The organism is Nocardia arseniciresistens, from assembly GCF_046764875.1.
Classification (GTDB): Bacteria; Actinomycetota; Actinomycetes; order Mycobacteriales; family Mycobacteriaceae; genus Nocardia; species Nocardia arseniciresistens.
In genome coordinates this window covers 70,990-97,485 of record NZ_JBKORD010000012.1, presented here as the reverse complement: position 1 = coordinate 97,485, position 26,496 = coordinate 70,990, and the positions used below count along the sequence as shown (strand labels likewise).

The following is a 26,496-nucleotide window of genomic DNA, read 5'->3' as shown; positions in this document are numbered from 1 at the left end:
AAGGATACCTTCGCTGTGACGTGTGCTGTTGAAACGATAGTGGGGTGGTGACCGGTGAACTTCGAGCTCGATGACGAGCAGGTGATGCTGCGCGACGCGTGGCGCGACCTGCTTTCCGACCGCGCTCCGATCGCAGACATGCGGGCCAGGCTCGATGCCGACGAGGATGTCGACTCCGAATTATGGCGGCTGGCAGGCGAACTCGGCTGGCTCGGCGTTGCCCTGCCCGAGGAATACGAGGGGGCCGATCAGGGTCTGGTCGAGCTCGCACTACTCGCCGAGGAGGCCGGGCGGGCACTCATTCGCGGGCCGTTCCTGCCGAACGCGATCGTCGGCCGCGCCATCACCACCGCCGGATCGCCGCCGCTGCGGGCCCTGGTGCTGCCCGCGATCGCCGCGGGTTCGAGCTGGGCAACCTGGGCCTTCGCCGAACCGCATGCGCCATGGACCCTCGACGGGGTCCACACCACCGCCCGAACCGACGGGGGCGCAATTGTTCTCGATGGGATAAAGACCGCGGTGCAGGATGCGGGTGGCGCACGCTGGCTGCTTGTCACCGCCCGGCACGACGGCACGATGCGGTCGTTCCTGGTGGACCGGGACTTCCCCGGAGTCACGGTCAGGCGTCAACAGACCCTCGATCCGACCCGCGCCTTCTACGAGGTGCGCCTCGACGGTGTGCGGGTCTCGGCCGACCGCGGCCTCGACGACGGACCCGCCGATGTGCAGCGACTGCTCGACTACGCGTCGGTACTGCGATGCGCCGAAGCGCTCGGGGTCATGGCGCGCATGCTAGAGCTCACCGTCGAGTACGCAAAGGTCCGTGTGCAATTCGGGCGTCCGATCGGCACCTTCCAGGCCGTCAAGCACAGCTGCGCCGAGATGGCGATGCTCGTACACGGCGTGCGCGCGGCCACGTATTACGCGGCAATGGCCGAGGACGCGGGTGCCGAGGACGCGGCGCGAGCGGCCTGTGCCGCCGCTTCATACACCTCGGCAACCGCCGGCGACGTCGCGGGCCGTGCACTGCAGTTGCACGGCGGCATCGGCTTCACCTGGGAGCACGACCTACACCTCTATCTACGCAGGGCCGAGGTCGATGCCGTGCTCTACGGCGACACCACCGTGCATCGGGACCGGCTCTGCCGCCTGCTGCGGCAGTCCCCACATCCGCTCGAGCGAAAGGAATTCGATGGAGATCAAGGGTAAGAAGGCCGTGGTGTTCGGCGGCGCGTCCGGCATGGGCCGGGCCAGCGCCGAACTGCTGGCGGCCCGCGGTGCCGACGTGGCGGTCCTCGACCGCCCCGGCTCCGACGGCGCCGAGGTTGCGGCGACATTCGGCGCCAGTTTCCTTCCGGTCGACATCACCGACTTCGCCGCTACCGAACAGGCGCTTGCCGACGCCGTCGAATCCCTTGGTGGACTGCATGTCTCGGTCACCACAGCGGGCGGTGGCAAGGTGAAGCGCACGCTCGGCAAGGACGGACCGCACGATCTCGAGCTCTTCCGCCAGGTGCTCGACCTCAACGCTGTCGCCACCTTCAACATCAGCAGGCTCGCCGCGGTGCATATGAGCCGCAACGAACCCGATGACCTCGACGGCGAACGCGGCGTCATCATCAACACCTCGTCGGTCGCCGCCTTCGAAGGTCAGATCGGCCAGGTCGCCTACACGGCCGCCAAGGCCGCGATCGCCGGGATGTGCCTCACCATGGCGCGCGACCTCGGCTCACTCGGCATCCGCGTGCTGGCCATCGCACCGAGCCTGTTCGACACCGGCGCCACCAGCAAGATCCCCGACGAGGTCCGGGCCGAGCTGGTCAAGGACGCCGCCTTCCCCAAACGGCTCGGTCGGCCAGAGGAGTACGCCAAGCTCGCCCTCGCCATCGTCGACAACCCGATGCTGAACGGTCAATGCCTGCGCTTGGACGCGGGCCAACGCTTCGCCCCGAAGTGAACCGGTCGGACCCGAGGTGATCGAAGACCAGCTGCGGTGGCGCCGGTTCGGAGGAACATCGCTGCGAGAATCACTGCCCCGGCAGGCTCGCGGCGATGGGCACCCCCGCAGCAGGGCCCGCACAGGATCCGGACTCCGGTCACACAGAGTCCGGATCCCGTGTCGGTGCCGAACGGCTTACAGCGGGTCCGAAACCCCGGTGAGGGTTGTTCGGACATCACTCCAGCGGCGAGCGACCAGCGGACTTCTCGTATACGCTCTCAGGCTCGAACAGTAGATGTTCGCCGCGGCCGATGACGAGCAGTGCTCGACACACCGAAGGGATGCGCATGATGAACGGTCTGCGCGAAACCGGGCTCGAGATCACCGAGGACGGCAAACCCGGCAGACCGCTGGTCGTCCTCGACCTGGACGAGCTGCACGGACAGTCCCCGGAGACCGTGACAGCGACCGCCGCGGCCATCGAACGCGCATTGCCGCTGACCATCGGCCTGCTGCGCACACCCCTGCCCCCGCATCTGAGCCCGATATCGGCCGCGCTGACTCTGACCCTGACCGATGTGCCGGGATCGGAGCTGGCATATCAAGTGGTCACCGTGCCCGATATCGATGGCGCGATACGGACTTTGGATGCCGCGGTCGCACGGTCACCGCAAGCGGCGCTGGCCTGTGGACAGCTCTTACGCCAGACCGTCCGGCTGCGGACCACTGCGGCGCTGGCCGCGGAGGCCGCCACCTATTCGATGCTGCTCGGTGGTTCCGAATTCGCCACCTGGCTCGCCGAGCGCGGCCCCGCGCGCACCACCGACCAACCGGCGCACGACCTCGTGCGCTCGAGCCGCACCGACGACCACCTGACGATCGTGCTGGACCATCCACAGCGGCGTAATGCGCTGAGTACCCGACTGCGCGAAGAACTCCTGGCGGCGGTGCAGGTGGCCGAGGCCGATCCGAGTATCGAATCCATCGAAATCAGCGGTACCGGACCCGCGTTCTGCAGCGGCGGCGACCTGGACGAATTCGGCAGGGCCACAGATCCGGTCGCGGCCTACCTCGTCCGGCTGGACCGCGCGCCCTGGAATGTCCTGGACCGCATCGCCGACCGGCTGGTGGTGCGCACCCACGGTGCCTGCATCGGCGCGGGAGCCGAAATGGCCGCGTTCGCCGGGACCGTACTCGCCGCACCGGACACCTACTTCCTGTTCCCTGAGGTGCGCATGGGCTTGGTTCCCGGCGCGGGCGGCACGGTCAGCGTGCCGCGGCGCATCGGGCGCTGGCGCGCGGCCTGGTCGATGCTGACCGGCGAACCCCTGTCGGCCGAGGCCGCCCTGCGCTGGGGACTGGTCGACCGGCTGACCGTGAACGGCGACTGACGTGGCTCCGAATGCCAAGGCCGACAAGCAGTTCGGGAACCCGGGTGCCGCACTACTGGTGAGCCGATGGTTGCGGACGCTGGACACACGGGTCAGTCGGGCCGAAGCTATCGAACCGACGCGTCCGGCAACCGGAGCCAACGACCCAGCGCACCCGGCCGAAAGAGTTACCGCCGCTGTACCTCCGGCCACGGATGTCACCGACCCGGTACCGCCGTCCGCAGATATCCCCGACCGAGTACCTGCCACGGCCGAGCTCATCGGTGCCGCGTGCCCGGCGCTGGATTGGGCGGCGTCCGGATGTATGGATCTCACCGGACCGGCGGACGGGCCGCCGGTCCTATCCCCCGCCGCCATGTACGGCCTGTTGCGGGAGGTCATCCGGGCGCTGGCGGATTCGACCGCCGACACCGGCGAGCCCGTCGACCTCGATCCGGCGACAGCACTGTCCGGCCGAGCCGCACTCACCGGATTGCGGCGCGCCGGTCGCCGATCCGCAGGCGGTACGAGCAGACTATTGCGCACCGCGGACGGCTGGTGCGCGATCACTCTCAGCAGATCCGATGACCTCGACGCGGTACCCGCGATCCTCGGCGAGCGTTGCGACGTCGCCCCATGGGAAGCTCTGGTGGCCGCTGCAAAGCATTGGTCTGCGACGCAATTGGCCGACAGGGCACAACTGCTGGGGGTACCGGCCGCCGCACTACCGCACACGCCCGGGCCCGCGGTGCCGTGGCAGGCCACTCGCATCAGCGCACCGACCGCCGGGCGCACCCTGCGCGACTGCTTGGTGATCGATCTGTCGTCGATGTGGGCCGGACCGCTCTGCGCGCACGTCCTGGGCAGGGCCGGTGCCCGAATCGTCAAGGTGGAGAGCCCGCACCGGCCCGACGGTGCCCGCGCCGATCCGGCCTTCTTCGATCGGTTGCACGCCGGGCACGAGTTCCGCACGGTCGACTTCCGATCCGGTACGGGGAGAACGGAATTGGCCGCGTTGATCGACGCAGCCGATATCGTGATCGAGGCATCGCGCCCGCGCGCGCTGGCTCAACTCGGCCTGGGACCCGATAGCCGCCCGCACCACGCCGGACAGATTTGGCTCAGCCTCACCGGATACGGCCGCGACGACCCGATGCGGGTGGCCTTCGGCGACGACGCCGCCGTCGCGGGTGGGCTGGTCGGCCGATACGAAGACGAGCCGGTGTTCTGCGCGGACGCCGTCGCCGACCCACTCTCGGGGATCTGCGCGGCACTGGCCGTCGTCGGGGCGGTCCGCGCGGGCGGCGGCCTACTGCTCGATCTTTCGATGCGTGACACCGCCGCGGCTTTCGCCACCGCACCACCCCTGGCGCACGGCCCACATCACGTGGTGCGCACGAACTCCGGATGGGTCGTCGAATGCGAACATCTCGGCCGCGCCCAGCCCGTGCTGGCGCCCGCGGCGGTCGCTGGTGCGCTGTGCTGATTGCGAGCACAGCGCTCATCGGCCCGTCCGACCCCGGCGTTCGATCGGACCCCCCACCACCCCCCGAATGCGGGCGTGGCCTGGGGCCGCGGCGTACGGGTGTGCTGTGCTGATCCGGAACGCAACGGTTTTCGGCACCGCCGATACCGACGTCCGGTGGGTCGGGGGCCACATCACCGAATGCGGACGAGGGCTGCGACCGATGTCCGGCGAGGACGATATCGATGCGCGCGGCGGCTGGCTGGTGCCGGGACTGCATGATCACCATGTACATCTGCGGTCGCTGGCGGCGCGCTCTGGTTCGATTCAGTTCGGGCCGCCGCGGGTACGCACCGCCGCCGAGTTGCTGAACCGGTTGCGGAGTGCGGATCGAGAGTTGCCGCCGCATGACTGGATTCGCGGGGTCGGCTACCACGAGAGCGTGGCGGGCGACCTCGATCGCGCGCGGCTCGACGGTATGCCGACGGCTCGACCGGTCCGGATCCAGCATCGGTCGGGTGCGGTGTGGATGCTGAATTCGCGCGCGTGCGAGCTACTCGACGTCGACGAATGCTCGCTGGCCGGTGTCGAACGCGATCCCGCAGGGCATGCCACCGGACGGTTGTGGCGCATGGACGCCTGGCTCGGCGAGCGAATCGGTGCGCGGTCGCCAGACCTGTCCGGGATCGCTACCCGGGCCGCCGCCCTTGGGATCACCGGATTCACCGACGCGACACCAGATTTGGGACAATCCGATATAGACGACCTCGCCGATCGGGTTGCCGACGGCGCTATTCCGCAGCGGGTCCACTGTATGGCCGCGCCGAATATCGCCGCCCCCCGCGTCGGACGATTCTCGTTGGGACCCAACAAGATAATCCTGGACGACACCACCTTGCCTGCCCTCGACGAGTTCACCGCCACGCTCCGCGAACTGCATGCGGTCGGCAAACCCGCCGCCGTGCATTGTGTGACCCGGGTGCAGCTGGTGTTGACCATGGCAGCGCTGGAGACCGCAGGCGTAATCGCCGGGGACCGTATCGAACACGGGGCCATCATTCCGGCCGAATCGATGGCCTGGCTGGCCGAGCACGGCGTCCCGGTGATCACCCAACCGCACTTCCCGGTGGAGCGCGCCGAACAATATGCCCAGGAAGTCCCCGACGAGGATCGGCCGGATTTGTGGCGGCTCGGTTCGCTGCTGGCCGCCGGTGTCGGAGTCGCTGCGGGCACAGACGCCCCGTTCGGCGGCCCCGACCCATGGCCGGTGGTGCGCGCCGCGATCGACCGCGGATCGGAATCACCTGCCGCCGAAACGATTTCACCCATTGCGGCGCTGGCCCTGTTCTTCGGAGAGCCCGCCCGACCACAACTTGGACGCACCATCGCACCAGGCCGTATCGCCGATCTGACACTGCTGCGCACCCCTCCGAGCGAATTCCCCGATGCGCTCGACACCGACCTCGTCGCGGCCACCGTTGTCGAGGGTCGACCGGTATATCTCGCGCCATAGCAACCGCTCTCACCGCTGCCGCCACACCGGATGCTGGTTACAGCAGCGAATATCCGCCGTCGACGGTAATCGTCGAACCGGTCACGTACGCCGAAGAATCCGAGGCCAGAAACAGATAGATACCGGGCAGATCGGCGGGAGTACCCCAGCGCCCGAGGGCGGTATGCCCGACGATGTCGTTCTCGCGTTCCTCGTCGCGGTGCCAGTGCGCACCCATGCCGGTATCGAACCAGCCGAGCGCCACCGCGTTGACCGTGATCGCGCTCGGCCCGAGTTCCTGCGCCAGCGACCGCACGAATGCGTGCGCGCCGCTCTTGGAGGCGGCGTACGCGGCCAAACCGCTGCGCGGCCGGTCGCCGATGACCGAACCGGTCACGATGATGCGTCCGCCCCGGCCCATCACGGCCGCGGCCGCGCGGGCCCCGAGAAATGTCCCGGTCAGGTTCACGTCGATGATGTCTCGCCACACCGCCGGCTTCGTCTCCGCGACCGTCGCGACCTCGGGCGATACGCCCGCGTTGCAGATCCAGACATCGACACCGCCGAAGCGGTCGAGCATGCGTTCGGCGACGGTCTCGTTGAACTCGTCCGCGCGTACATCTCCGGCACAGACGACCGGATCGCCCTGCAGCGAGTCGGCCACCTTCTGGAGGGCGGTTTCCGAACGGGCCACCAGTCCCAGTCGCGCGCCCGCCGCGTCGAAGGCCGTCGCGAGGACCCGGCCCAAGCCGCGTCCCGCGCCGGTAATGACAACTCGTCGCCCCGACACGTCGGGGTGCCCCATACCCATTTGCATCTCACCGTTCCTCTGCGCTGACATCGAACTATGATTAGCTGACCGGTCGGTACACTATTGGTGAACATAGCACACGATCGGAGGCACCAAATGGTGACCAGCAGGCCAGACGCCGCCCAGGGACCCGAAACCACCCAGGTGCGGCTCGAACGCCACCCCGACGACGAGCGACTGGCCGTCCTGCACATCGACCGTCCGCCGGTGAATGCGCTCGATCAATCCATGTGGGACCTCTTCGAGTCCGTGGCCGCGCGACTGCACGCGCGCACGACCTTTCGAGCGGTCGTGATCACCGGCGGCGCCGAGCATTTTGCGGCCGGTGCCGATGTCAAGGAGATGGTCGGCATGAACGCCGAGGTGTTCGCCCAGCGCAACCGCGTGCTGCAACAGGCATTTCACGCGATCGCGACCGCGCCGCAGATCACCATCGCGGCGATCAACGGCTTTGCCCTCGGCGGCGGCTGCGAGCTCGCCCTCGCCGCCGACTTCCGTATCGCAGGACGCCGCGCCTGCCTCGGCCTGCCCGAGACCACACTCGGAATCATGCCCGGATCGGGTGGCACGCAACGTCTTTCGCAAACCGTCGGACTCGCCAGGGCCAAGGACCTCATCCTTTCCGGGCGGCTCGTGCAGGCCGAGGAGGCACTGCGAATCGGCCTCGTCGATCAGGTGGTCGACGACACAGACGTGTTCGGCACCGCCGTCGAGAAGGGCCTCGCGTTCGCGCGGGGCCCACTCGCCCTGCGGTACGCCAAGCAGGCGATCGACGCCGGGTCCCGGCTGCCGATCGAGGACGGGCTGGCGTTGGAAGCCGACCTGATCGCCCGATGCTTCGCGAGCGAGGACGCGCAGCACGGTCTGCGCAGCTTTGTCGAAGACGGCCCCCGCAAAGCGACCTTCCGTGGCCGATGACGCGGGGCGGGTCGCCGACTTGCACGAATCATTGTATGTACTGACCGATTGGTCTAAAATTGGCCGAGGTTTACCCCGACACAGGAGTCGCGCATGAGTGAATTGAGTTTCGAAGGCCGCGTCGCGGTCATTACCGGCGCGGGTCGCGGCATCGGACGAGCCCACGCCCGACTCCTGGCCGAACGCGGAGCGAGCGTGGTCGTCAACGACCTCGGCGGCTCCGCGGAGGGCGAAGGTTCCGACGTCGGACCGGCGCAGTCGGTGGTCGATGAGATCATCGCCGCCGGCGCAATCGCCGCGGCCGATACCAACGACGTATCCACCGAAGCCGGCGCGAAGGCGATCATCGAGACCGCGATCGAACGGTTCGGCCGCATCGATATCCTCGTCAACAACGCCGGGATCGTCCGGTGGGCCGCCCTGCCCGACGTCGACCCGAAGGATTTCGACCGCACCCTCGCCGTGCACCTCACCGGTTCGTTCAACACCATGCGGGCCGCTTGGCCACACTTCGTCGAACAGGGTTACGGCCGTGTGGTTTTGACGACCTCGAGCGGTGTATTCGGCCTGGACAACAACCTCTCCTACGCGGCGGCGAAGGGCGGAACGATCGGTCTTGCGCGCAGCTCGAGCCTGGCCGGTGCGCCGCACGGGATCAAGGTCAATCTCATCGCCCCGGCTGCCATGACCCGTATGGGCGGCGGTGAGCAACCCGATGACGCACAGCCCGTTGCCGGTCAGCCGTTCATGCCGTCGTCGCTGGTGGCGCCGATGGTCGCCTACCTGGCCCACGAAAGCTGCCCGGTCAACGGCGAGATCTACACCGCGGGCGCCGGCCGCTTCGCACGACTGTTCATCGCCTCCACCGAGGGTTACGTGCATCAGGGCCCGGCCACCATCGAGGATGTGGCCGAGAACTGGAAGACGATCAACGATGAGGCGGGCTACTACGTGCCGGGCGACCTGATGAGCTGGTCCGGCTCCTTCCTGAAGCACCAGTTCGATATGGCCGCCATGTCCAGCTCGGGGCTGGCGGCGTCGGCCGATCAGCCGACGTCATAGGTCACTGCTGAAACAACCGCTCGCCGTGGCCTCGACCAGGGATTACGGCGAGCGGTCGGCCGTGCAGTCGATCACGGATGCCGAGCGAGTCGATGACGTTGCGGCACAAGCGATCCAGAGCTCAGTGATCGAGCCCCTTCGTGAGCAGCACGCCCAGCACGGACCGGCCGTGCTCCAGCTCCGCATCAGCCACTGCCTGGTCCAGCGGATCGGTGAGGATTCCGTTCAAGAAGATCCCGCAATAGAAGCGAGCGAGTTCTTGCACCGTCAGGTCCGGGCGGCGAGAAACCCACTGGTAGGTGTAGTTGTGCAGATTCAAATAGGTGAGCATCGCCAGATCCAGATCCGGCTCGCGCAGCTTCCCTTCGCTGTGCGCCTCTTCGAGAACACTGAGGATGTGCGATTCGAAACGCCGCCGCTTGACCCGGAACCGAACGCGGTGCTCACCCTGCAATTGTTGGTATTCGTGCAGAAAGACCCGCACATGGTCGCGCCGGTGGACGATCTGGCGCAGCAGTGCCTCTGAGAGCAATCGAAGACGGGCCTGGAAGGAGATATCCATCCCGACGATCGCCGATGTCTCGACGAGTAGCGGATCGAGCACTCGATCGTGAATCTCGGCCAGGAGCGCATCTTTGGAGCCGATGTAGTAATACAGCGCGCCACGGGCCAACCCCGCGGCCTCACCGATATCCGCCACCCCGGTCCCGGCGTACCCATTCTTGGAGAACAGCTGGACCGCGACGTCCACCACCTGCTCGCGCTTACGGTAGTAGCGGGCGGTTTTGGCGCGCTCCACACGGGCAGTTTTGCCGCGCTCCGTTCGCGTAGTAGGCATCTCACCGATCCTTCACCTGTCGCCACGAGTTGCGGCCCCACTAAAGACATACCCCACAGCCAGTCGAGCCGACCAATCGACGCACTTCCCGAACGAGCGGGTGCCGCGCATCGCACGAGTCCGCACAAACCGATTCGGCGCAGGTCGGGCACGAAACCTGACCTGCACCGAATTCAGCGCACGACGCTCGGGGGAACGCTCAGACTGTCGCGACCGGGGTCAGCGGACTGCCCATCGCGCCGGGCAGGCGCAGCGGAGGCGCGGTGAGCAGGAATCGACTCCGGTGGTGTTGGCGCAGCCAGGTCGCGAGCTCCTCGGTGTACCACAGCTCACCCAGCGGGATACCGAGCTTGAACAGGCACAAGTTGTGGATCGGGATCAGTGAGTGCGGCTCTTCGTTCGGCTCCGCCCAGCCCTCGACCGCGTAGTTGTCCGAGATCAGCGCCGAGATTCCCGATTGGTCGATCCACTCCAGCAGCGAATCGTCCGAGGCGTCGAGGTAGGGGTACATGTACTGGATCTCGGGGCCGGGGTTCTTTTCCCAGGACAGGACCTTGGTGGCGAAGCCGGTGTGGATGATCAGCATGTCGCCCGGCTCCACGACGACGTTGTCCTTCGCCATGGTCTCCTGGAGCAACTTCAGGTTCACCGGCTGCCAATCGCTGCCGAGGTGCGAGACGTCGATCAGGACACCGCGCCCCTGGATGCCGTGGGCGGCCATATGTTCGAGGCCGAGGTGCTTGCCGAAGGACTTGCTGCCGCTGCCGTCGCCCTTGGCGTCTTCCTTCGGCCCGATGACGTCGCCACCGGCGCTGAACCCGTTGTAGTACAACGGCTCCGCGACCCCGTCACCGTCGGCGTCGAACAGGGCGCCCTGATGAGCCAGCGCATCCCACTGCGTCGAATACTGCAGCCACAGCGTCACGACGTCGTCGGACCACACATCGATGAAGCTGGGGTCGATCGCGTCCTTCGCGATGACGTTGAAGAAGGTGTCCTGGTTATGTGCCAGGTCCTCGGTCGGTCGCAGGATCGGTGGATAGCGGCGCTGGTTCAGTGCGGTTCCACCCGGATAGTCCAGCGGCAGGCTCAGACTGAAGGTGATGCCGTGCTCGACCTCGCGCACCCCCTGAAGGACCTTCTCGGGGGTCAGCAGGTTGATGCGCCCCAGTTCGTCGTCATCGCCGAAATCGCCCCAATTCGAACCTTCGGGGCGCTGCTTCCACCGTTTCGTCACGGGCCTTCTCCTTCTGTCCGAGTCGTCATCGACCGAGGCCATCATGCTATGTGGATTGTACTGATCGGTCAACGAAATTATGAATGATGGCGATTCCTCTCTCTGCCACGGAATTTTGATTAGACTGAACGGTCGAAACAATAAATGGTTCTGTGGGCGTGAGCAGGCAGTTCCCCTCGATCTTGGAGAGATGATGAGCGAATCGACAGAGGCGTGGGTCGCGGTAGGCGTCCGCAACCTGATCGGCACCGCCACGCAAGCGCAGGATGCCGGACAGACTGATGAAATCGTCGCTTTGTACACCTCCGACGGAGTGCTCGAGGTTCCGGGCATGGACCCGATCGAAGGGCACGACGGATTACGCGAAGCCTTCAAAGGCTGGGCGCCGACCGCGCCGCAGAAGCACCTCGTCGCCAACACTGTCATCACGTCCTGGACCGAAAACGAGGCCACGGCCCTCAGCGATGTGACCTTCTTCCAGCGCGGCGACGCGGGTTGGACAGTGCTGGTCGTCGGCCGATACGAGGACACCCTGCGTCATCAGGACGGCGGCTGGCGGTTCCAGCGCCGGAAGACGACCTACATCGCCTAGGTCGCATCGAATCCTGCTGGTAATACCTAAGTTTGGAGTAACAATGAGTCGAACCACCGAGACACAGGTCGCGCTCGGCGTGCACGCCGCCATCGCCGCGTACACGCAGGCCCTCGATGACGGACGAACCGCGGATATCGTCGCGACGTTCTGTCCCGACGGCGCCACCGAAATCATGGGCGTCGGCACCTTCGAAGGGCACGAGGCGCTGCACGGGGTGTACGCCGGTATGGTCCCGACGGCACCGCAGAAGCACCTCGTCGCCAACACCGTCATCACGTCCTGGACCGAGTCCGAGGCCACGGCAGTCAGCGACCTCGTCTTCCTTCAGCGCGGCGACGCGGGCTGGGCGGTCGGGATCATCGGACGATACGAAGACACGCTGCGCAACCACGATGGCGCCTGGCGGTTCCAGCACCGCAATCTGACCTATGTGATCTAGGAGATCCGGCGCCACCACCTCGGCCGCGTTCACCGAACCGCGACCGACGCAACGGGCCTCGTCGACACAACACGTCGACGAGGCCCGTTCTGCCGATCCGGTCGACCGCTACGCGGCTGCTTCCTCGACCTTGGACAGGATGAATGCCGAGTACTTCTGCTCGGCCTGCTCAGCGATCAAACGCTGTAGGTTCGGCCGCCCGGTCGGATTCAGCAGCTGCTTGACCGCCTTGCCCGGAATGTTGGAGCCGAAGAAGTAACTGCTCTCCAGGAACAGCGATCCACTGCCGTTGACCGTATCTGTCCAGTCCTTCTCGGCGGCGGGGTCGACTTCGATGACGTCGTAGTCGTACTCGCGCGCGTGCTCGAGGACATCGATGACGCAGTCCACCTGGTCGCTCGCGTACCGCGGGTTATTGCCCAGCGCACCGTGCGGTCCGCCCGGAAAGAAGAAGTTCGGGAACCCGGCGGTCACGATGCCGAGATAGGTGGACGGACCGTCCGCCCAGGACGCCTCGAGCGCGAGACCGTCACGACCGCGCACCCCGAGCCGGTTGAGCGCGCCGGTGCCGAAGTCGTAGCCGGTCGCCCAGATGATGATGTCGAATTCACGCAGCCCGTCGGTCAGCTCGATACCGGTCTCGGTGACCCGGACGATCGGCGTCTGTTCGAGCGATACGTGCTGCACAGTCGGTTTGTTGTACGCCTCGTAGTAACCCGTCACGAACGGTGGGCGCCGACCTGCGTAGAGGTGGTTCTTGGGGATCAGCTTCTCGGCCGTCGCAGGATCGGTTACCAGGCCACGGATCTTGTCGGCGACGAACTCGCAGAACTCCTTGTTCACCTCGGGATTGGTAGTGAAGTCGATGTAGTTCGTGGTCAGCTTCGAAAAGCCCGGGCTGTTCCACATCTTTTCGAAGAACGCCAGCCGCTGCTCTTTCGAATCCTCGGTGGAGAAACGACTGGGCAGCTCGTGCAGGAACCCGCTCGGCGAAGTGTTCAGCGTCTCGCGGATAGTCTCGAACTCGGCCTTCAGCTCTGCCTGCTCCTGCGGACTGATCGGCCCGTTGTTGAGCGGGGTGCACCAATCGGGGGTGCGCTGCAGCACCGTCAGCGAGGCGACGTCGTCCGCGATCGCCGGCACGATCTGCACGCCGCTGGATCCGGTGCCGATCAGAGCGACCCGCTTGCCGGTGAAATCGACGGGAGTCTTCGGCCAACGGCCGGTGTGATACTGCTCGCCGCGGAAGTTCTCGCGCCCTTCGACCGCCGGGTAGTACGGCACCGAGAGGACGCCGGTGGCCGCGACGACATAGCGCGCGCGATGCTCCGCACCGCCTCCGGTGCGTACCGTCCAAGTTCCGGTCGGCTCATCGAAGGAGGCCGAGGTCACCGTGACGCCGAACTCGATGTCGCGACGCAGATCGAACTTGTCCACCACGAAGTTGAAGTAGCGCTCGATCTCGGGCTGACCGGCGAACAGCTCCGACCACTCCCATTCCTCCCACAGCTCCTTCGAGAACAGGAAGCCGTAGGTGTAGCTCTCGGAGTCGAAGCGCGCCTCGGGGTAGCGGTTCCAGTACCAGGTGCCGCCGACACCGGTGCCCGCCTCGAGCACCTTGACCGAGAAGCCCTCTTCGCGGGCCCGGTACAGCTGCTGGATGCCCGTGACGCCCGCCCCGATCACCAGCACGTCAACCAAAGCGCCGGTCGCCTTCGCTGAGCCACTCATATGTTCTCCAATTCTCGAACGGGTCGGCCATTTCGCATGACGCCCAGTTGTTTCGACCGGTCGGTCTATGACCTTGGTCACGAGAGTAGAGCGCTACTCGGTCCGAATCAACAGTCCCGTCACAGAAAGGCGTGCGGCCCATACGGTGAGGTCGCGGCCCGACCAGCCATCTTCCCCGTTGATTGTACTGACCGATTGGTCTAATCTGCGTGGTGACCACCAGCACACCGGAATGGAGCGACGAATGACCACCTCCGAAGCCAATGGCAGCGCTAGGACCGATTGGCGGGCCGAAGGTCTCGAGGAACTGCGCGCGGCCATGCCCGGCGTGATTCCCGAGGGCGATATCGACATGCGTGACGGCCTTTTCGCCGAGGAGCTCGTCGAGCTCGGTCTGGTGAGCGTCTGGGGGTTGCTGTGGTCACGTGACGGGCTCAGCAAACGCGACCGCAGCCTGGTCACCATCAGCCTGCTGATCGCCTTGGGAGCCGAGACCGAGCTGAAGACACACACCCGGATCGGGCTGACCAACGGACTGACCAAGGAAGAGATCGCCGAGGTCGTTTACCACGCCGCCGGCTATGTCGGCGCGCCACGGTCGGTCGGGGCCCGGACCGCCATCCGCGAAGCACTCGGCGAAATAGGCGTCCGCGAATAGCGGACCCTTCCGTTCGAAACGACATACATCCGACGCCGGACCGGCAACCCGAACTCAACGAAGACTTAAGGAGTCAGCATGTCACTCGAAGGAAAGGTTGCCGTCGTCACCGGCGGCGGCAGCGGCATCGGTGCGAGCATCGCGACCGTGCTCGCGGCCAAGGGCGCCGCGATCGCGGTGTGGGATCTCAACCTCGAGGGCGCCGAGAAGACCGCCGCCATGATTCGCGAGGCGGGCGGCACGGCGATCGCGGTGGAGGGCGACGCGGCCGAGGCCACGGCCATCGCCGCATCGGCCGCGCGAACCAGGGCGGAACTCGGACCGGTCACCATTCTGGTCAACAATGCCGGAATCACCCAGGCCGAACCCTTCACGACCCTCAGCGAGGAATCCTGGGATCGCACGATCCGGATCAACCTCAAGGGGCCGTTCCTGGTCACGCAGGCGCTGATTCCCGACATGCTCGCCGCGGGCTGGGGCCGGATCATCAATATCTCCTCGTCCTCCGCGCAGACCGGAGCTCCCGGCCTGGCCCATTACGCCTCGTCCAAGGGCGGCGTCATCGCCCTTACCAAGACCCTCGCGGTCGAATTCATCGAGAAGAACATCACCGTCAATCACGTTCCGCCCGGCTTCATCGACACCCCGCTTTCCCGCAAGACCATCGATGTCGACGCGGCGGCGGCCCATATGCCGATGAAGCGGGCGGGCGTACCGGCCGATATCGCCTATGCCGTCGCCTATCTCGCCTCCGAGGAAGCCGGTTACGTGACCGGCCAGACCCTGAGCGTCAATGGCGGACGCTACCTGTTCTGACACTGGACCGCCGAAATGTGATGTGCGGCAGCTGGTTCGCGGCCGATCGGGCCGAAAGCCACAACTGATCAAGATAAGGAATACGCGATGAGGATCGGAATCGTCGCCGAGTCGGCACCCGGTGAAACCCGGGTCGCGGCCACCCCCGCGACCGTGGGTCAACTGCTGAAACTGGGATATGCGGTCACCGTCGAATCCGGTGCCGGTAGGCACGCCGGTTTCAGCGACGAGGCCTACGCAGCGGCGGGCGCCTCGATCGTCGAAACCGGTGCGGCCTGGTCGGGCGATATCGTCCTCAAAGTCAACGCCCCGACCGACCCCGAGATCGCCAGGCTGCATTTCCAGGCGACGATCGTCGCTCTGCTGAGCCCCGCGCTCGACCCCGAACTCCTCGACAAACTGGCCGCGCGCCCGGTCACCGCGCTCGCCATGGACGCGGTACCGCGCATCTCGCGAGCCCAGTCGATGGACGTGCTCAGCTCGATGGCGAATATCGCGGGCTACCGCGCCGTAGTCGAGGCCACTCATGAATTCGGTCGATTCTTCACCGGTCAGGTCACCGCGGCGGGCAAAGTGCCGCCGGCCAAAGTACTGGTGGCGGGCGCTGGTGTCGCGGGGCTGGCCGCGATCGGCGCGGCGAGCAGGCTCGGCGCGATCGTGCGGGCCACCGATCCGCGTCCCGAGGTCGCCGATCAGGTCGCCTCCATCGGCGGCGAATACCTCGCGGTCGAGGTCGGGGAACAGATGGAGTCTTCCGACGGCTACGCCGAGGCGACCAGCGAGGCGTATGACCGCCGAGCCGCCGAGCTGTACTCCGAACAGGCCGGGGATGTCGACATCATTATCACCACGGCCCTCGTTCCGGGCCGCCCGGCGCCGTGCCTGATCACCGCTGCCGACGTCGCATCGATGAAGTCCGGCAGTGTCATCGTCGATATGGCGGCGGCCCAGGGCGGCAACGTCGAGGACACGGTGCCCGGTCGAAAGATCGTCACCGACAACGGCGTCACGATCATCGGCTATACCGATCTCGTCGGCAGGCTGCCCGCCCAGGCCTCACAGTTGTACGGCACCAACCTCGTCAACCTGCTGAAGCTACTGACACCCGGTCAGGACGGTGAGCTGGTCCTGGACTTCGACGATGTGGTGCAACGCGCCATCACGGTCGCCCATCACGGTGCGACGCTGTGGCCACCGCCGCCGGTGCAGGTCTCCGCGGCTCCTGCGGTCAAGGGCAGCGAGCCCGTGCTCGCCGAGCCGCGACCCGCGTTGTCCCAGCGCGGCAAGTACGCGCTGATCGCGATCGGCATCGCGGCTTTCTTCGGCATCAACGCCTTCGCCCCCGATCCGCTCCCCCAGCACTTCACGGTGCTGATGCTCGCCGTCGTCATCGGCTACTACGTGATCGGCAAGGTGCATCACGCGTTGCATACGCCACTGATGTCGGTGACCAACGCGATCAGCGGCATCATCGTCGTCGGCGCGATGCTCCAGCTCGCCGTCGACGATCCGGTGACCAGGGTCCTGGCATTCGCCGCCGTACTCCTGGCCAGTATCAACGTTTTCGGCGGATTCGCCGTGACCCGACGCATGCTCAGCATGTTCTCGAAGGACTGATCGGGATATGACCGTCTCCAGTGTCGCCACCGCCGCCTATATCGTCGCCGCCCTACTGTTCATCGCGAGCCTCGCCGGGTTGTCCAAACACGAAACCGCCCGTCAGGGGCTGACTTTCGGCATCGTGGCCATGGCGATCAGCCTTGTCGCCTCGTTGATTCTCGTCGTCGATATCTCCGACGCGCTCGGCATCGCGCTACTGCTCGTCGCGATGGCCGTCGGCGCGATCATCGGCATGACCCGGGCGGCGAATGTCGAGATGTCCGGCATGCCCGAACTTATCGCGCTGCTGCACAGCTTCGTCGGACTCGGCGCTGTGCTCGTGGGCTGGAACGGCTACCTCGGGCACGGCGATATCGCGGCTGATCTCGTCGAGATCCACCGCGCCGAGGTATTCGTCGGAGTCTTCATCGGCGCGGTGACCTGCACCGGCTCGATCGTGGCCTATCTCGTGCTCTCGGCGCGCATCGACTCGGCACCACTGCTTTTGCCGGGCAAGAATGTTCTCAATCTCGGCGCGCTCGTCTTGTTCGTCGCGCTCACCATAGGGTTCGTAGCGAGTCCGAACATTTGGTTGCTGCTCGCCGTCACGATTGTCGCGCTGGCGCTCGGCTGGCATCTGGTCGCCTCGATCGGCGGCGGCGATATGCCGGTCGTCGTGTCGATGCTCAACAGCTACTCGGGCTGGGCGGCGGCCGCGTCCGGCTTCCTGCTCGACAACGACCTACTCATCGTCATCGGCGCGCTCGTCGGCTCTTCCGGCGCGTATTTGTCCTACATCATGTGCAAGGCGATGAATCGCTCGTTCATCTCCGTCATCGCCGGTGGCTTCGGCATCGCGTCGGCCACGAACGATGACGCCGACTACGGCGAACACCGCGAAATCAGCGCGGCCGATACCGCGGAACTACTCGAGAACGCGGCGTCGGTCGTCATCACGCCCGGCTACGGAATGGCCGTCGCGCAGGCGCAATACCCTGTCGCCGACCTGGTGCGCAAGCTGCGCGAACGCGGCGTTGAGGTGCGCTTCGGCATCCACCCGGTCGCCGGACGCTTGCCCGGGCATATGAATGTGCTGCTCGCCGAGGCCAAAGTGCCCTACGACATCGTGCTGGAGATGGACGAGATCAACGAGGACCTCGCCGGGACCTCGGTCGTGCTGGTCATCGGCGCCAACGACACGGTCAACCCCGCTGCCGAAGACCCCGGCAGCCCGATCGCCGGTATGCCGGTCCTGCGGGTGTGGGAGGCCGAGAACGTCATCGTCTTCAAAAGGTCGATGGCCGCCGGTTACGCCGGAGTGCAGAACCCACTCTTCTTCCGAGACAACACCCAGATGCTGTTCGGCGACGCCAAGCAGCGCGTCGAGGAAATCGTCCGCGCTCTCGACCTCGCATCGGTGCGCTGACCCCGCCGAACAGCAGCGACTGCAAATCGGCACTGCTTGCCGAAACGAGGCCGGGGCTTTCCGCCCCGGCCTCGTTGGGTATCGCGTGCTACGGCCGCAGCAGGACCTTGCCGAACAAGTCACCCTCGATCATGGCCTTGAATCCATCCACGGCGGCGGCCAGTGGCAACACTGAGTGGATCGGCGGGTGGATGCCGTGTTCGGCGCAGAACCGCACGAGTTGCTCGAGTTCGTCACGTGTCCCCATCGTGGTTCCGACGATCCGTAGCTTCGCCATGAAAAGGCGTTCGATGTCCAGCGGCGGGTTGGAACCCGATGTTTGACCGGCCACCACAATCGTGCCACCCGGCCGGACGGCCTTCATGGAATGCGCCCACGTCGCGGCGCCCACCGTCTCCAGCACGGCGTCGACTCGCTCGGGTAGGCGTGCCCCCGGCTCGAACGCTTGATCGGCGCCGAGTTCCACTGCCCGGACACGCTTGTCCTGTGTGCGGCTGGTAACCCACACGCGCACACCCGCGGCCTTGCCCAGCATCGTGACCGCGGTCGCGACACCACCACCGGCACCCTGGACGAGCACGGTGCTGCCCCGCGTCGCACCGGCCAGGACGAACAGCATCCGGTATGCCGTCACCCATGCCGTGGGCAGACATGCGGCCTCCTCGAAGGAGAGTTCGGCGGGCTTGAGCACCAGGTTGCGGCGCGGGACGGCGACGCGTTCGGCGAAGGTGCCGTCGTGAAAGTCCGAGAGGATCGATACCCGAGGGTCGAGGATCTCGTCCCCGGTCCAATCCGGGTCATTGATCAGCGCGTGGATGATCACCTCGCGCCCATCCGCGTCGACACCCGCCGCGTCGCAGCCGAGTACCCGCGGCAATGGCGCGTTCTTGGGGTTTCCCGCGCCGCGCAACGACCAGAGGTCGTGGTGGTTGAGCGACGCGGCGCGCACCTCGACGATCGTCCAGCCATCTTCCGCGACCGGCTCCGGATGCGCACCGACGCGCAGACCGGACAGCGGGTCGGTCGCGTCGGCGCGGGTGATCTCGGCCGCTAGCACGCGCTGTCCAGCGATGCCGGGCGCTCGTCGGTGACGACGGTGACCCGCCTGCCGGTATCCATGAAATTCTCCTCGTCTTCGCGTAACACCCTGCCTCCGTCGCCGCGGTACCACATGGTCCAAACTTTCAGCCCGGCAAGGTTTTCGAACTTGAACTCCGTCACACAGTCATAAGCGGGTTCGGTGGTGCCGCGATCGATTCGCACCGCGTGGTTCTGCCGGTAATGCTTGATGGCCGCCGCGACGTCGGGTGGGATCATGCGCACGAAGAGGGGCGCGTGCCGCTGCTCGTAATAGTCGCAGAATTCCTCGAGGGTGAGGTCTGGACGACGTTTGAGCAGCGCGATCATCTTGATCATGTCGTGCCTAACTGTCGATCGTGATCGCGAGATTCGACTATCGAGTGCAGCGCATCGCCTCTATTTTAGACCTATCGGTCAGTACAATCAAAGGTCTACGCCGCTGACGAACCGATGCCCAACAGCGGACCGTCCATCGACCGACGCCTCGGCTCCGGAGCACCTCCAGGGCCGAGGCCGATTGCCAGAGGGTCACCAGACCCCGGCCGGAGCCTTCTTCACGCTCTTGTCGAAGCCGACGATGTCGGCCAGGGTGCTGCCCAAGATGATCGCCCGCTCCTCATCGGGAACGCCGGCGAAGTTGAAATCGACGCAGTCCTTGCTGCTACGGAAGGTCCCCTCCGCGTGCGGGTAGTCGTTGCCCCACATGATCGTCGTCATCCCCGTGATATGACGAGCCTGGACCGCCACCGGATCGTCGGCGAACTGCACGTGGATCTGGCGCTGCAAGTACTCACTCGGCTTTAGCGGATAGGGCCACTTGTCGTTGATCGCGAACAGTCGGCCCATGGCGGGCTGGTCGGTCGGCGGACGCGTGTCGTCCCAGAAGCCGAGCCACCAATCGGCATCCTGGCCGATGCCGGTCCGCCAGGACTTGTCCATCATGCCCACGAACGAGACCAGCCAGCCCGCCCCGAACTCGGTCAGGTTGAAGTGCAGGTCGGGGAACCGTTCACAGACGCCGCCGCCGATGAGTGAGGCGATGATGGCCTGCGGGCTCGCCGATGCGGTGTTCCCGCCACCCATGGTCCGGCCCGCCACCATATCGTCGGTCAGCTGCCCTTTGCCCATATTCATGGCCGTCATCAGCCCCTTGACGGTGGTCGCGGTTTCGGACGTACCCGCCTTCACCATCACACCGCCGGTGGCGACATGGAAGAACACCGGCAGCCCTAGCGACTGCGCGGCCGCCCACACCGGATCGTATATCCGCGAGTAGTACGGCTCGGGCGGCACCTCCGGCAGCAGCAGGGCCTTGATCCCCATGCGCGCGCACCGCTCGATCTCGGCGACCGCATCGGGGATATCGGTGAGCGGGATCGCCGCCGTAGGACACATCCGATCTTTGAATGGGAGATACCGCTCGACGACATAGTCGTTCCACACCCGAGCGTGCGCCATCGACAGCTCATGATCATCGGTGAACAGCACGAACAGCGACAGATTGGGAAACATCACCGAGGCGTCTACGCCGTCGAGATCCATATCCCGAATGATGTTCTCCGGCTCGCCGTCCGGCGTCCGCCCGCCGGACTGCCGGTACTTGGAGATGGTCCAGCCGTCGAACCCGATCGTGTGCAGCTTCTTGAACTCGGTATGCCCGCCCTCGACGATCGGTTCGTCGAGGGTGAACTCCTCCTCCCAGAGGGCACGATCGCGAAGCCCCTTCGGCAGCCGGGTTTTGAAAAGGTCGGCGGGCTCGATGATGTGGGTGTCGCCCGATACGACAAAGAATTCTGACATGTCTGTTGCTCCGTCGTTGTTTCTGATGTGCCCATCTACTGAGGCTGAGACGGGAAGTCTCGGTCGAGTCGCACCTCGCTCCGTTGCGGGTCCTGGGACGGCATCGAAGTGACGGCGCTCACAGTCATTTGAGACTGAGTGTCAGAGTAGATCCTTATACTCATTAGTGCAACCGTGTCTTGAATGTTAGAGTCGAACTCATGAGTGAGCGCAGCGAGCGAACAGTCGGCACTCCAGCTATCGGGCGCACCCGGACGATCGCCAGGGCCGCCGTGCGCGCCGACATCTCCCAGGCCGCCTTCGAGCTGACCAGGGAGCGGGGATTCCACAACATCACCGTCGATGACATGGCGGCGGCGGCCGGGGTCTCCCGCAGCACTCTCCTGCGCTATTTCGGCAGCAAGGAGGAAGCGGTGCTGAGCGCCTTCGACGCCCACGCCGACCGGTTCGCGGCGGCGCTGCGCGCCCGGCCGCTCGACGAGGACGAATGGACGGCGCTGCGACGGTCGATGGAAGGGGTCATCGAGTACTACATGGAAGATCCGGTCGGCGCGCTCTCCATCAGCAAACTCATCCTGGAAACCCCCGCGCTATCCGGGCGCCAACTGGAGAAGACGCACACTTGGCGCCCGTCGCTCACCACGGCGCTCGCCGACCGAGCGGGCTTGTCGGGGCCTGCCCCCATCGCCTTGGCGGTCAAGGTCGCTGCCGCGTTGGAGTGCTTGAATATCGCCGTGGAACGCTGGGCGGCGGGTGACGGTAAGCCCGACCTGGAGGCATTGCTCGACGAGGGGTTCGATGCGCTCTCGTCCCTGCAGACCGTCGAAACCACGGCAATCACAACCTGATTCGACCAACGCACCGAGCACTATGCCCTGATCCTGTTGCGCCAGGGCCGGATTCAGCCGAGCTCGCCCTCGAAGGCCGCGGCCTCGAGTCGCTTCTTGATGACGGTCAGGAAGCGGGCAGCGTCCGCGCCGTCGACGATGCGGTGGTCGTAAGTCAGCGCGAGATAGACCATGGAACGAACCGCGATGTTGTCACTACCGATGGCATCGGTGACCACGACCGCGCGCTTGACGACGGCGCCGGTGCCGAGGATGGCGACCTGAGGCTGGTTGATGATCGGCGTATCGAACAGGGCACCGACGCTGCCGGTATTCGTGATCGTGAAGGTGCCGCCGGAGAGTTCGTCGGGCGAAATCTTGTTCGCGCGGGTGCGCTCGGCGACATCGGCGATCTTGCGGGCCAGACCGGCGATCCCTAGATCTCCGGCGTCGGGGATGACCGGGACGATCAGTCCCCGATCGGTGTCGACCGCGACACCCAGGTGCGCGCAGTCGTGATAGGTCACGGTGGCGACGTCCGGGCCGAGCGAGGAGTTGAGCTGCGGATATGCCGCGAGTGCCTCGATTGCGGCCTTGGCGAAGAACGGCAAGAACGTCAGCTTGACGCCCTCGCGCGCGGAGAAACTGTCCTGGTGCCGGGAACGCAGCCGAGCGATCTCGGTGACATCGACCTCGACCACCGTGGTCATTTGCGCCGACACCCGCAATGATTCGACCATCCGGGCGGCGATCGTGCGTCGTAGCCGAGACAGTTTCTCGGTCCTGCCGAGTAACCGGGATATTTTGCCGGATTTGCCTGATGCCGCGGCCGGTGTCTGCGCGATGGCCGCCACAGGCGATGCGGTCGGCACGTCGAGCGTGGCTGATACCGGAAGTGCCGTTGACATGGGCTGCGCGGCCGATACTGGCGGCACGCTCGACACCGGCGGGGCGGCCGGTGCCGACGCGATGGGCCCAGCGTCGACCGCATCGAGTATGTGCTGCTTATGAATTCGACCCCCGCCTGTGGTTCGCACGGTCGCCGGGTCGACCCCGTGTTCCCTGGCGAGCTTGCGCGCGGTCGGCGTCGCGAAGATCCGCGCCGCCGCGCCGGACGGTCCGGTGTGCGCGGCCCGGGTTGGCGTTGACGCGGTCGGTCTCGGTGCGGTCGACGTCGGCGCGGTCAGTGTTCCCACTGTCGACGTCGGTGCCCGTGCGGCCGATGTCGGCACTGACGGCATCCGAACCGATACCGATTCACGTTGTAGCGCAGCCGGCTCCGGCTCCGGAGGCGACGTTGACACCCAAGCCGTTGTCGGCCCCGCCGTGGAGATGCCGCTGCCCGAAGGGGACATCTCGATCGACGCACCGATGAGCGCCAATACCGCGCCCACTTCGGCCGTCTCGTCCTCGGTCACCTTGATCTCGAGCAAGACACCGGCCACCGGCGACGGCACTTCGGTATCGACCTTGTCGGTGGAGACCTCCACCAGTGGGTCGTCGATCTCAACGGTGTCGCCGGCGGCCTTCAGCCACCGAGTGACGGTGCCCTCGGTGACGCTCTCACCGAGGGCGGGCAGGGTGACTTCGGTTGCCATGATGTCCTTAATCCGATTCGGGCGTACGGCCCTCGACTACCAGGCGAGCGGTAACTCGTAGATGCCGTAGGCGAGCGAATCGCCCTTGAACTCCAATTTGTCGAAGTCGGTCGCCAGCCGCAGCGTCGGGATCCGACGGAACAGCGTGCCGTACACCACCTCGAGTTCGATGCGCGCGAGCTGCTGGCCGATGCACTGATGCGGACCCCAGCCGAATGCATGGTGATGGCGTGCCTCACGGGTGAGGTCCAGCTTCTCCGGATCCGGGAAGGCCGCCGGATCGAAGTTCGCCGCGGGCAACGACGAGATAATGCCTTCGCCCGCCCGGATGGTGGTGCCCGCGACCTCGATATCTTCGGTGGCGATGCGCCGCTGCAGCAGGTGCGGAATGGTGAGGTAGCGAAGCAGCTCTTCGACCGCGCCCGAGATGACTTTCCGGTCCTCGGTTTCTCGCAGAATTGCAAGTTGGTCCGGATTCTGCAGCAGCAGGGCGGTCGCCATGGTGATCATGTTCGCGCTGGTCTCGTGACCGGCGATCAGCATGATCATGCCCATGATGACGGCTTCGGGCATCTCCAACTCGCCCGCCTTAACGCGCGCCGCGAGGTCGGAGATCACATCCTCGGCCGGCTCCTCGATCTTGGCGCCGATCAGCTTTCCAACGTAGGCGCCCAGCGCCCCGTTCGATTCGCTGTTTTCTTCTGGCGTCGTGTGCCGCCCGTTGGCGATCTTGGCGTGGGTCTCGAAGAAGTCGTGGTCTTCGTACGGCACACCGAGCAGCTCACAGATCATCAGCGACGGCAGCGGCAGCGACAGCGCCTCCACGAGATCGGTCGGGTTCGGGCCCGCCAACATCTTGTCGATGAGGTCGTCGGTGAGCTGCTGGATCGCCGGGCGAATCTTCTCCATCCGGCCGCGGGTAAAGGAGTTCGTCAGCATCCGGCGCAGTCGCGCGTGCTCGGGGCCGTCGGTGTCGAAGAGGGTCTTGGGCCGTTCATGGATCGTCCCGGCGATGGACGGGGTCATGTACGGGAACCCGGGCAGATGGTCGTTCGCGCTCACTCGTGGGTCGCCCATGACCTGTCGTTGGGCCGCGTGATTCGCGATAAGCCACGGGGTGCGGTCATCCCAGGTCCGCACGCGCGCCATCGATATCCCCTCGGAGTGCATCTGACGCAACTCGGGCGGGGGCAGGAACGGGCATTTACCGTCCCGTGGCGTCGGGAAGTCGGGGATATCGGCCATGTCGGGCGCGCTGGCCGCAGTCTCGGTCATGATGGGGTCTCCTCTGTTCATTCCACGATCGTGATCGCCAGCGCGGGGCAAACCGCCGCCGCCTGACGGACGTCATCGGCGAGCTCGGCGGGCGGGTTCTCGTTCAGCAGCACCACGATGCCGTCCTCGTCACGCTGGTCGAACACCTCCATCGAGGCGGCCACGCACTGACCGGCGGCGACGCACTTCTCTTCGTCGACGACAACCTTCATGGGACTACTCCTGATCGTTCGGTGGGTGTTCTGATGGCCGCCCGGGCTGGGGCTATCAGCGCTGGGAAACAGCGAGGGCGTCGACGATCTCCTGTCGGCGCTGACGAGCCTGTTTGGGCATATTCCAACCGAGAACACCGGTGACCACACCGGAGCTGCGATAGCGCGCGACGAAACGCCGAGCCGAAATCTCACCCTCGACGATGTCCACCTCGGCGTCGGCGCTCAGCACGCCGTGTACCTGGAGCTTCGCGTCGAACTGATCGGTCCAGAAATACGGCACCGGCGCGTACGGCTGGTCTTCCCCAACGATTACGGCGGCGACGGCCGCGGCCTGTTCGGTGGCGTTGGTCCGGTTCTCCAGGCGGATCAGCCCGTCGAAGTGCTGGTGCTGCCACCTGGCCACATCACCGACCGCGTAGATCCCCTCGGCCGCTCGGCACCGGGAATCGCAGACCACGCCGTTGTCGAGGTGCAGCCCACTGCTTTCGAGCCATTCGGTGGCTGGAATCGCGCCGATGGCTACGACCACCACATCGGCGGGCAGCACCTCCCCCGTGCCCAGTTCCACGCCGGTGACCCGGCCGTCCGTGCCGACCAGACTCCGCACGCCGGTGCCGAGCCGCAGCCGCACACCGCGTTCGATATGCAGTTCCGCCAGCACTTGCGATACCAGGGTGCCGACCTGCAGAGCCATCGGCGCGGGCTGCGGTCCGGTCATCGTCACGTCCACGCCCAATATTCTTGCGGTGGCAGCGATTTCGGCACCGAGAACACCTTCGCCGACGACCACCAGATGGGTGGCGGTAAGAAGGTCCGCGCGCAGCGCCAGAGCGTCGTCGAGTGCGCGCAGCACGTGCACGCCGGCCAGGTCCGGCTGGTTGGGCAACGTGCGCGCACGCACGCCAGTGGCGATCACGATCGCGTCCGCTTGCAGGTCACGCCCGGATTCGGTCCGCACTGTGTGGGTCAGCGGATCCAGCGCGACCGCGGCGTCACCCAGGATGAACTCGGCATCCAATGCCGAGAGCATCTCCTGGGAACGCAACTCGGCCCGCTCCGGCGCCCACGCGCCGGAAAGCACCTGTTTGGACAGGGGCGGCCGGTCGTAGGGCGCATACGGTTCAGCGCCGAGGACCGTGATCTTGCCCGCGTACTTCTTACGGCGCAGCGCCTCCACGGTGCACAGCCCGGACGCCGCGGCGCCCACCACCAGAACCTGAGCGGGAGTTGTCACGCGACCACCGCCGACGCGGCAGCCGAGAGCCGAAGGTCCGCATCGCGGACGCTGTGCACCCGCGTGTAGTC

At 66.0% G+C, this 26,496-nt stretch carries 25 protein-coding genes; 14 read left to right on the top strand and 11 right to left on the bottom strand.

Annotated elements, in window-relative coordinates:
* Positions 1-54: 54 nt before the first annotated feature.
* The 5 genes from ACLMAJ_RS22555 (at position 55) to ACLMAJ_RS22535 (ending at position 6,287) form a co-directional block, all read left to right on the top strand.
* Entirely contained in the window at positions 55-1,209 is a 1,155-nt protein-coding gene (locus ACLMAJ_RS22555) for an acyl-CoA dehydrogenase family protein (protein ID WP_412015785.1), read from the top strand.
* Positions 1,193-1,957: an SDR family NAD(P)-dependent oxidoreductase gene (locus tag ACLMAJ_RS22550; protein WP_412015784.1), complete on the top strand. Its 765-nt coding sequence runs from the start codon at positions 1,193-1,195 to the stop codon at positions 1,955-1,957. The genes ACLMAJ_RS22555 and ACLMAJ_RS22550 overlap by 17 nt, the downstream gene beginning before the upstream one ends.
* 293 nt (positions 1,958-2,250) lie before the next feature.
* Positions 2,251-3,330 carry an enoyl-CoA hydratase/isomerase family protein gene (locus ACLMAJ_RS22545; RefSeq protein WP_412015783.1) on the top strand — a complete coding sequence of 360 codons (1,080 nt, stop codon included), beginning with the start codon at positions 2,251-2,253 and terminating at the stop codon, positions 3,328-3,330.
* A gap of 1 nt (position 3,331) precedes the next feature.
* The gene (locus ACLMAJ_RS22540) at positions 3,332-4,795 is read left to right on the top strand and encodes a CoA transferase (protein WP_412015782.1); all 1,464 of its coding nucleotides are present in this window, start codon (positions 3,332-3,334) and stop codon (positions 4,793-4,795) included.
* Between the two features lie 106 nt (positions 4,796-4,901).
* Positions 4,902-6,287, top strand: a complete 1,386-nt coding sequence (locus ACLMAJ_RS22535) for an amidohydrolase family protein (RefSeq protein ID WP_412015781.1) — start codon at positions 4,902-4,904, stop codon at positions 6,285-6,287.
* Positions 6,288-6,324: 37 nt separating this feature from the next.
* Here the strand turns inward: ACLMAJ_RS22535 and ACLMAJ_RS22530 are convergent, their stop codons facing one another.
* Positions 6,325-7,107 carry an SDR family NAD(P)-dependent oxidoreductase gene (locus ACLMAJ_RS22530; RefSeq protein ID WP_412015780.1) on the bottom strand — a complete coding sequence of 261 codons (783 nt, stop codon included), beginning with the start codon at positions 7,105-7,107 and terminating at the stop codon, positions 6,325-6,327.
* A gap of 66 nt (positions 7,108-7,173) precedes the next feature.
* Here ACLMAJ_RS22530 and ACLMAJ_RS22525 point away from each other — a divergent pair, with 66 nt between their 5' ends.
* Both ACLMAJ_RS22525 and ACLMAJ_RS22520 read left to right on the top strand, forming a co-directional pair.
* Positions 7,174-7,995 (top strand): enoyl-CoA hydratase/isomerase family protein, encoded by an 822-nt coding sequence (locus ACLMAJ_RS22525; RefSeq protein WP_412015779.1) that lies wholly within the window; start codon positions 7,174-7,176, stop codon positions 7,993-7,995.
* A gap of 93 nt (positions 7,996-8,088) precedes the next feature.
* Positions 8,089-9,057, top strand: a complete 969-nt coding sequence (locus ACLMAJ_RS22520; protein ID WP_412015778.1) for an SDR family NAD(P)-dependent oxidoreductase — start codon at positions 8,089-8,091, stop codon at positions 9,055-9,057.
* A gap of 121 nt (positions 9,058-9,178) precedes the next feature.
* Here the strand turns inward: ACLMAJ_RS22520 and ACLMAJ_RS22515 are convergent, their stop codons facing one another.
* Both ACLMAJ_RS22515 and ACLMAJ_RS22510 read right to left on the bottom strand, forming a co-directional pair.
* Positions 9,179-9,895: a TetR/AcrR family transcriptional regulator gene (locus ACLMAJ_RS22515; RefSeq protein ID WP_412015777.1), complete on the bottom strand. Its 717-nt coding sequence runs from the start codon at positions 9,893-9,895 to the stop codon at positions 9,179-9,181.
* A gap of 199 nt (positions 9,896-10,094) precedes the next feature.
* A complete protein-coding gene (locus ACLMAJ_RS22510; protein ID WP_412015776.1) occupies positions 10,095-11,132 on the bottom strand; it encodes a cyclase family protein in 1,038 nt (345 codons plus the stop codon).
* Between the two features lie 193 nt (positions 11,133-11,325).
* On the opposite strand from ACLMAJ_RS22510, the gene ACLMAJ_RS22505 reads away from it, so the two are divergent.
* Positions 11,326-11,724, top strand: a complete 399-nt coding sequence (locus ACLMAJ_RS22505) for a nuclear transport factor 2 family protein (RefSeq protein ID WP_412015775.1) — start codon at positions 11,326-11,328, stop codon at positions 11,722-11,724.
* Positions 11,725-11,767: 43 nt separating this feature from the next.
* A complete protein-coding gene (locus tag ACLMAJ_RS22500) occupies positions 11,768-12,166 on the top strand; it encodes a nuclear transport factor 2 family protein (RefSeq protein ID WP_412015774.1) in 399 nt (132 codons plus the stop codon).
* A gap of 108 nt (positions 12,167-12,274) precedes the next feature.
* On the opposite strand, the gene ACLMAJ_RS22495 is transcribed toward ACLMAJ_RS22500, so the two are convergent.
* Complete coding sequence (locus ACLMAJ_RS22495) at positions 12,275-13,897, bottom strand: flavin-containing monooxygenase (RefSeq protein WP_412015773.1); 1,623 nt, start codon at positions 13,895-13,897, stop codon at positions 12,275-12,277.
* A 244-nt stretch (positions 13,898-14,141) separates the two neighbouring features.
* Between ACLMAJ_RS22495 and ACLMAJ_RS22490 the strand changes: the two genes are divergently transcribed.
* The 4 genes from ACLMAJ_RS22490 to pntB all read left to right on the top strand — a co-directional run bounded on the left by ACLMAJ_RS22490 (position 14,142) and on the right by pntB (position 18,396).
* On the top strand, positions 14,142-14,555 hold the full coding sequence (locus ACLMAJ_RS22490) for a carboxymuconolactone decarboxylase family protein (protein WP_412015772.1): 414 nt from the start codon (positions 14,142-14,144) through the stop codon (positions 14,553-14,555).
* Between the two features lie 78 nt (positions 14,556-14,633).
* The gene (locus ACLMAJ_RS22485) at positions 14,634-15,371 is read left to right on the top strand and encodes an SDR family NAD(P)-dependent oxidoreductase (RefSeq protein ID WP_412015771.1); all 738 of its coding nucleotides are present in this window, start codon (positions 14,634-14,636) and stop codon (positions 15,369-15,371) included.
* Positions 15,372-15,458: 87 nt separating this feature from the next.
* Positions 15,459-16,988: a Re/Si-specific NAD(P)(+) transhydrogenase subunit alpha gene (locus tag ACLMAJ_RS22480; RefSeq protein ID WP_412015770.1), complete on the top strand. Its 1,530-nt coding sequence runs from the start codon at positions 15,459-15,461 to the stop codon at positions 16,986-16,988.
* A gap of 7 nt (positions 16,989-16,995) precedes the next feature.
* Positions 16,996-18,396, top strand: coding sequence for a Re/Si-specific NAD(P)(+) transhydrogenase subunit beta (pntB, locus tag ACLMAJ_RS22475; RefSeq protein ID WP_412015769.1), 1,401 nt, complete (start codon positions 16,996-16,998; stop codon positions 18,394-18,396).
* Positions 18,397-18,484: 88 nt separating this feature from the next.
* Here the strand turns inward: pntB and ACLMAJ_RS22470 are convergent, their stop codons facing one another.
* The 3 genes from ACLMAJ_RS22470 to ACLMAJ_RS22460 all read right to left on the bottom strand — a co-directional run bounded on the left by ACLMAJ_RS22470 (position 18,485) and on the right by ACLMAJ_RS22460 (position 21,276).
* Positions 18,485-19,453: a zinc-binding dehydrogenase gene (locus tag ACLMAJ_RS22470; protein ID WP_412015768.1), complete on the bottom strand. Its 969-nt coding sequence runs from the start codon at positions 19,451-19,453 to the stop codon at positions 18,485-18,487.
* Entirely contained in the window at positions 19,447-19,812 is a 366-nt protein-coding gene (locus ACLMAJ_RS22465; protein WP_412015767.1) for an EthD domain-containing protein, read from the bottom strand. Before ACLMAJ_RS22465 ends, ACLMAJ_RS22470 begins: the two co-directional genes overlap by 7 nt.
* A 192-nt stretch (positions 19,813-20,004) precedes the next feature.
* On the bottom strand, positions 20,005-21,276 hold the full coding sequence (locus tag ACLMAJ_RS22460; RefSeq protein ID WP_412015766.1) for an amidohydrolase family protein: 1,272 nt from the start codon (positions 21,274-21,276) through the stop codon (positions 20,005-20,007).
* Between the two features lie 200 nt (positions 21,277-21,476).
* On the opposite strand from ACLMAJ_RS22460, the gene ACLMAJ_RS22455 reads away from it, so the two are divergent.
* Positions 21,477-22,124 carry a TetR family transcriptional regulator gene (locus tag ACLMAJ_RS22455; protein ID WP_412015765.1) on the top strand — a complete coding sequence of 216 codons (648 nt, stop codon included), beginning with the start codon at positions 21,477-21,479 and terminating at the stop codon, positions 22,122-22,124.
* Between the two features lie 53 nt (positions 22,125-22,177).
* Here the strand turns inward: ACLMAJ_RS22455 and ACLMAJ_RS22450 are convergent, their stop codons facing one another.
* Genes ACLMAJ_RS22450 through ACLMAJ_RS22435 form a run of 4 tightly spaced genes read right to left on the bottom strand, consistent with a single transcriptional unit; the run spans position 22,178 to position 26,425 of the window.
* Positions 22,178-23,701 (bottom strand): 2-oxo acid dehydrogenase subunit E2, encoded by a 1,524-nt coding sequence (locus ACLMAJ_RS22450; RefSeq protein WP_412015763.1) that lies wholly within the window; start codon positions 23,699-23,701, stop codon positions 22,178-22,180.
* A 36-nt stretch (positions 23,702-23,737) separates the two neighbouring features.
* The gene (locus ACLMAJ_RS22445) at positions 23,738-24,976 is read right to left on the bottom strand and encodes a cytochrome P450 (protein ID WP_412015762.1); all 1,239 of its coding nucleotides are present in this window, start codon (positions 24,974-24,976) and stop codon (positions 23,738-23,740) included.
* Between the two features lie 17 nt (positions 24,977-24,993).
* Positions 24,994-25,188: a ferredoxin gene (locus ACLMAJ_RS22440; RefSeq protein WP_412015761.1), complete on the bottom strand. Its 195-nt coding sequence runs from the start codon at positions 25,186-25,188 to the stop codon at positions 24,994-24,996.
* A 55-nt stretch (positions 25,189-25,243) separates the two neighbouring features.
* Entirely contained in the window at positions 25,244-26,425 is a 1,182-nt protein-coding gene (locus ACLMAJ_RS22435; protein WP_412015760.1) for an NAD(P)/FAD-dependent oxidoreductase, read from the bottom strand.
* Positions 26,426-26,496 lie beyond the last annotated feature (71 nt).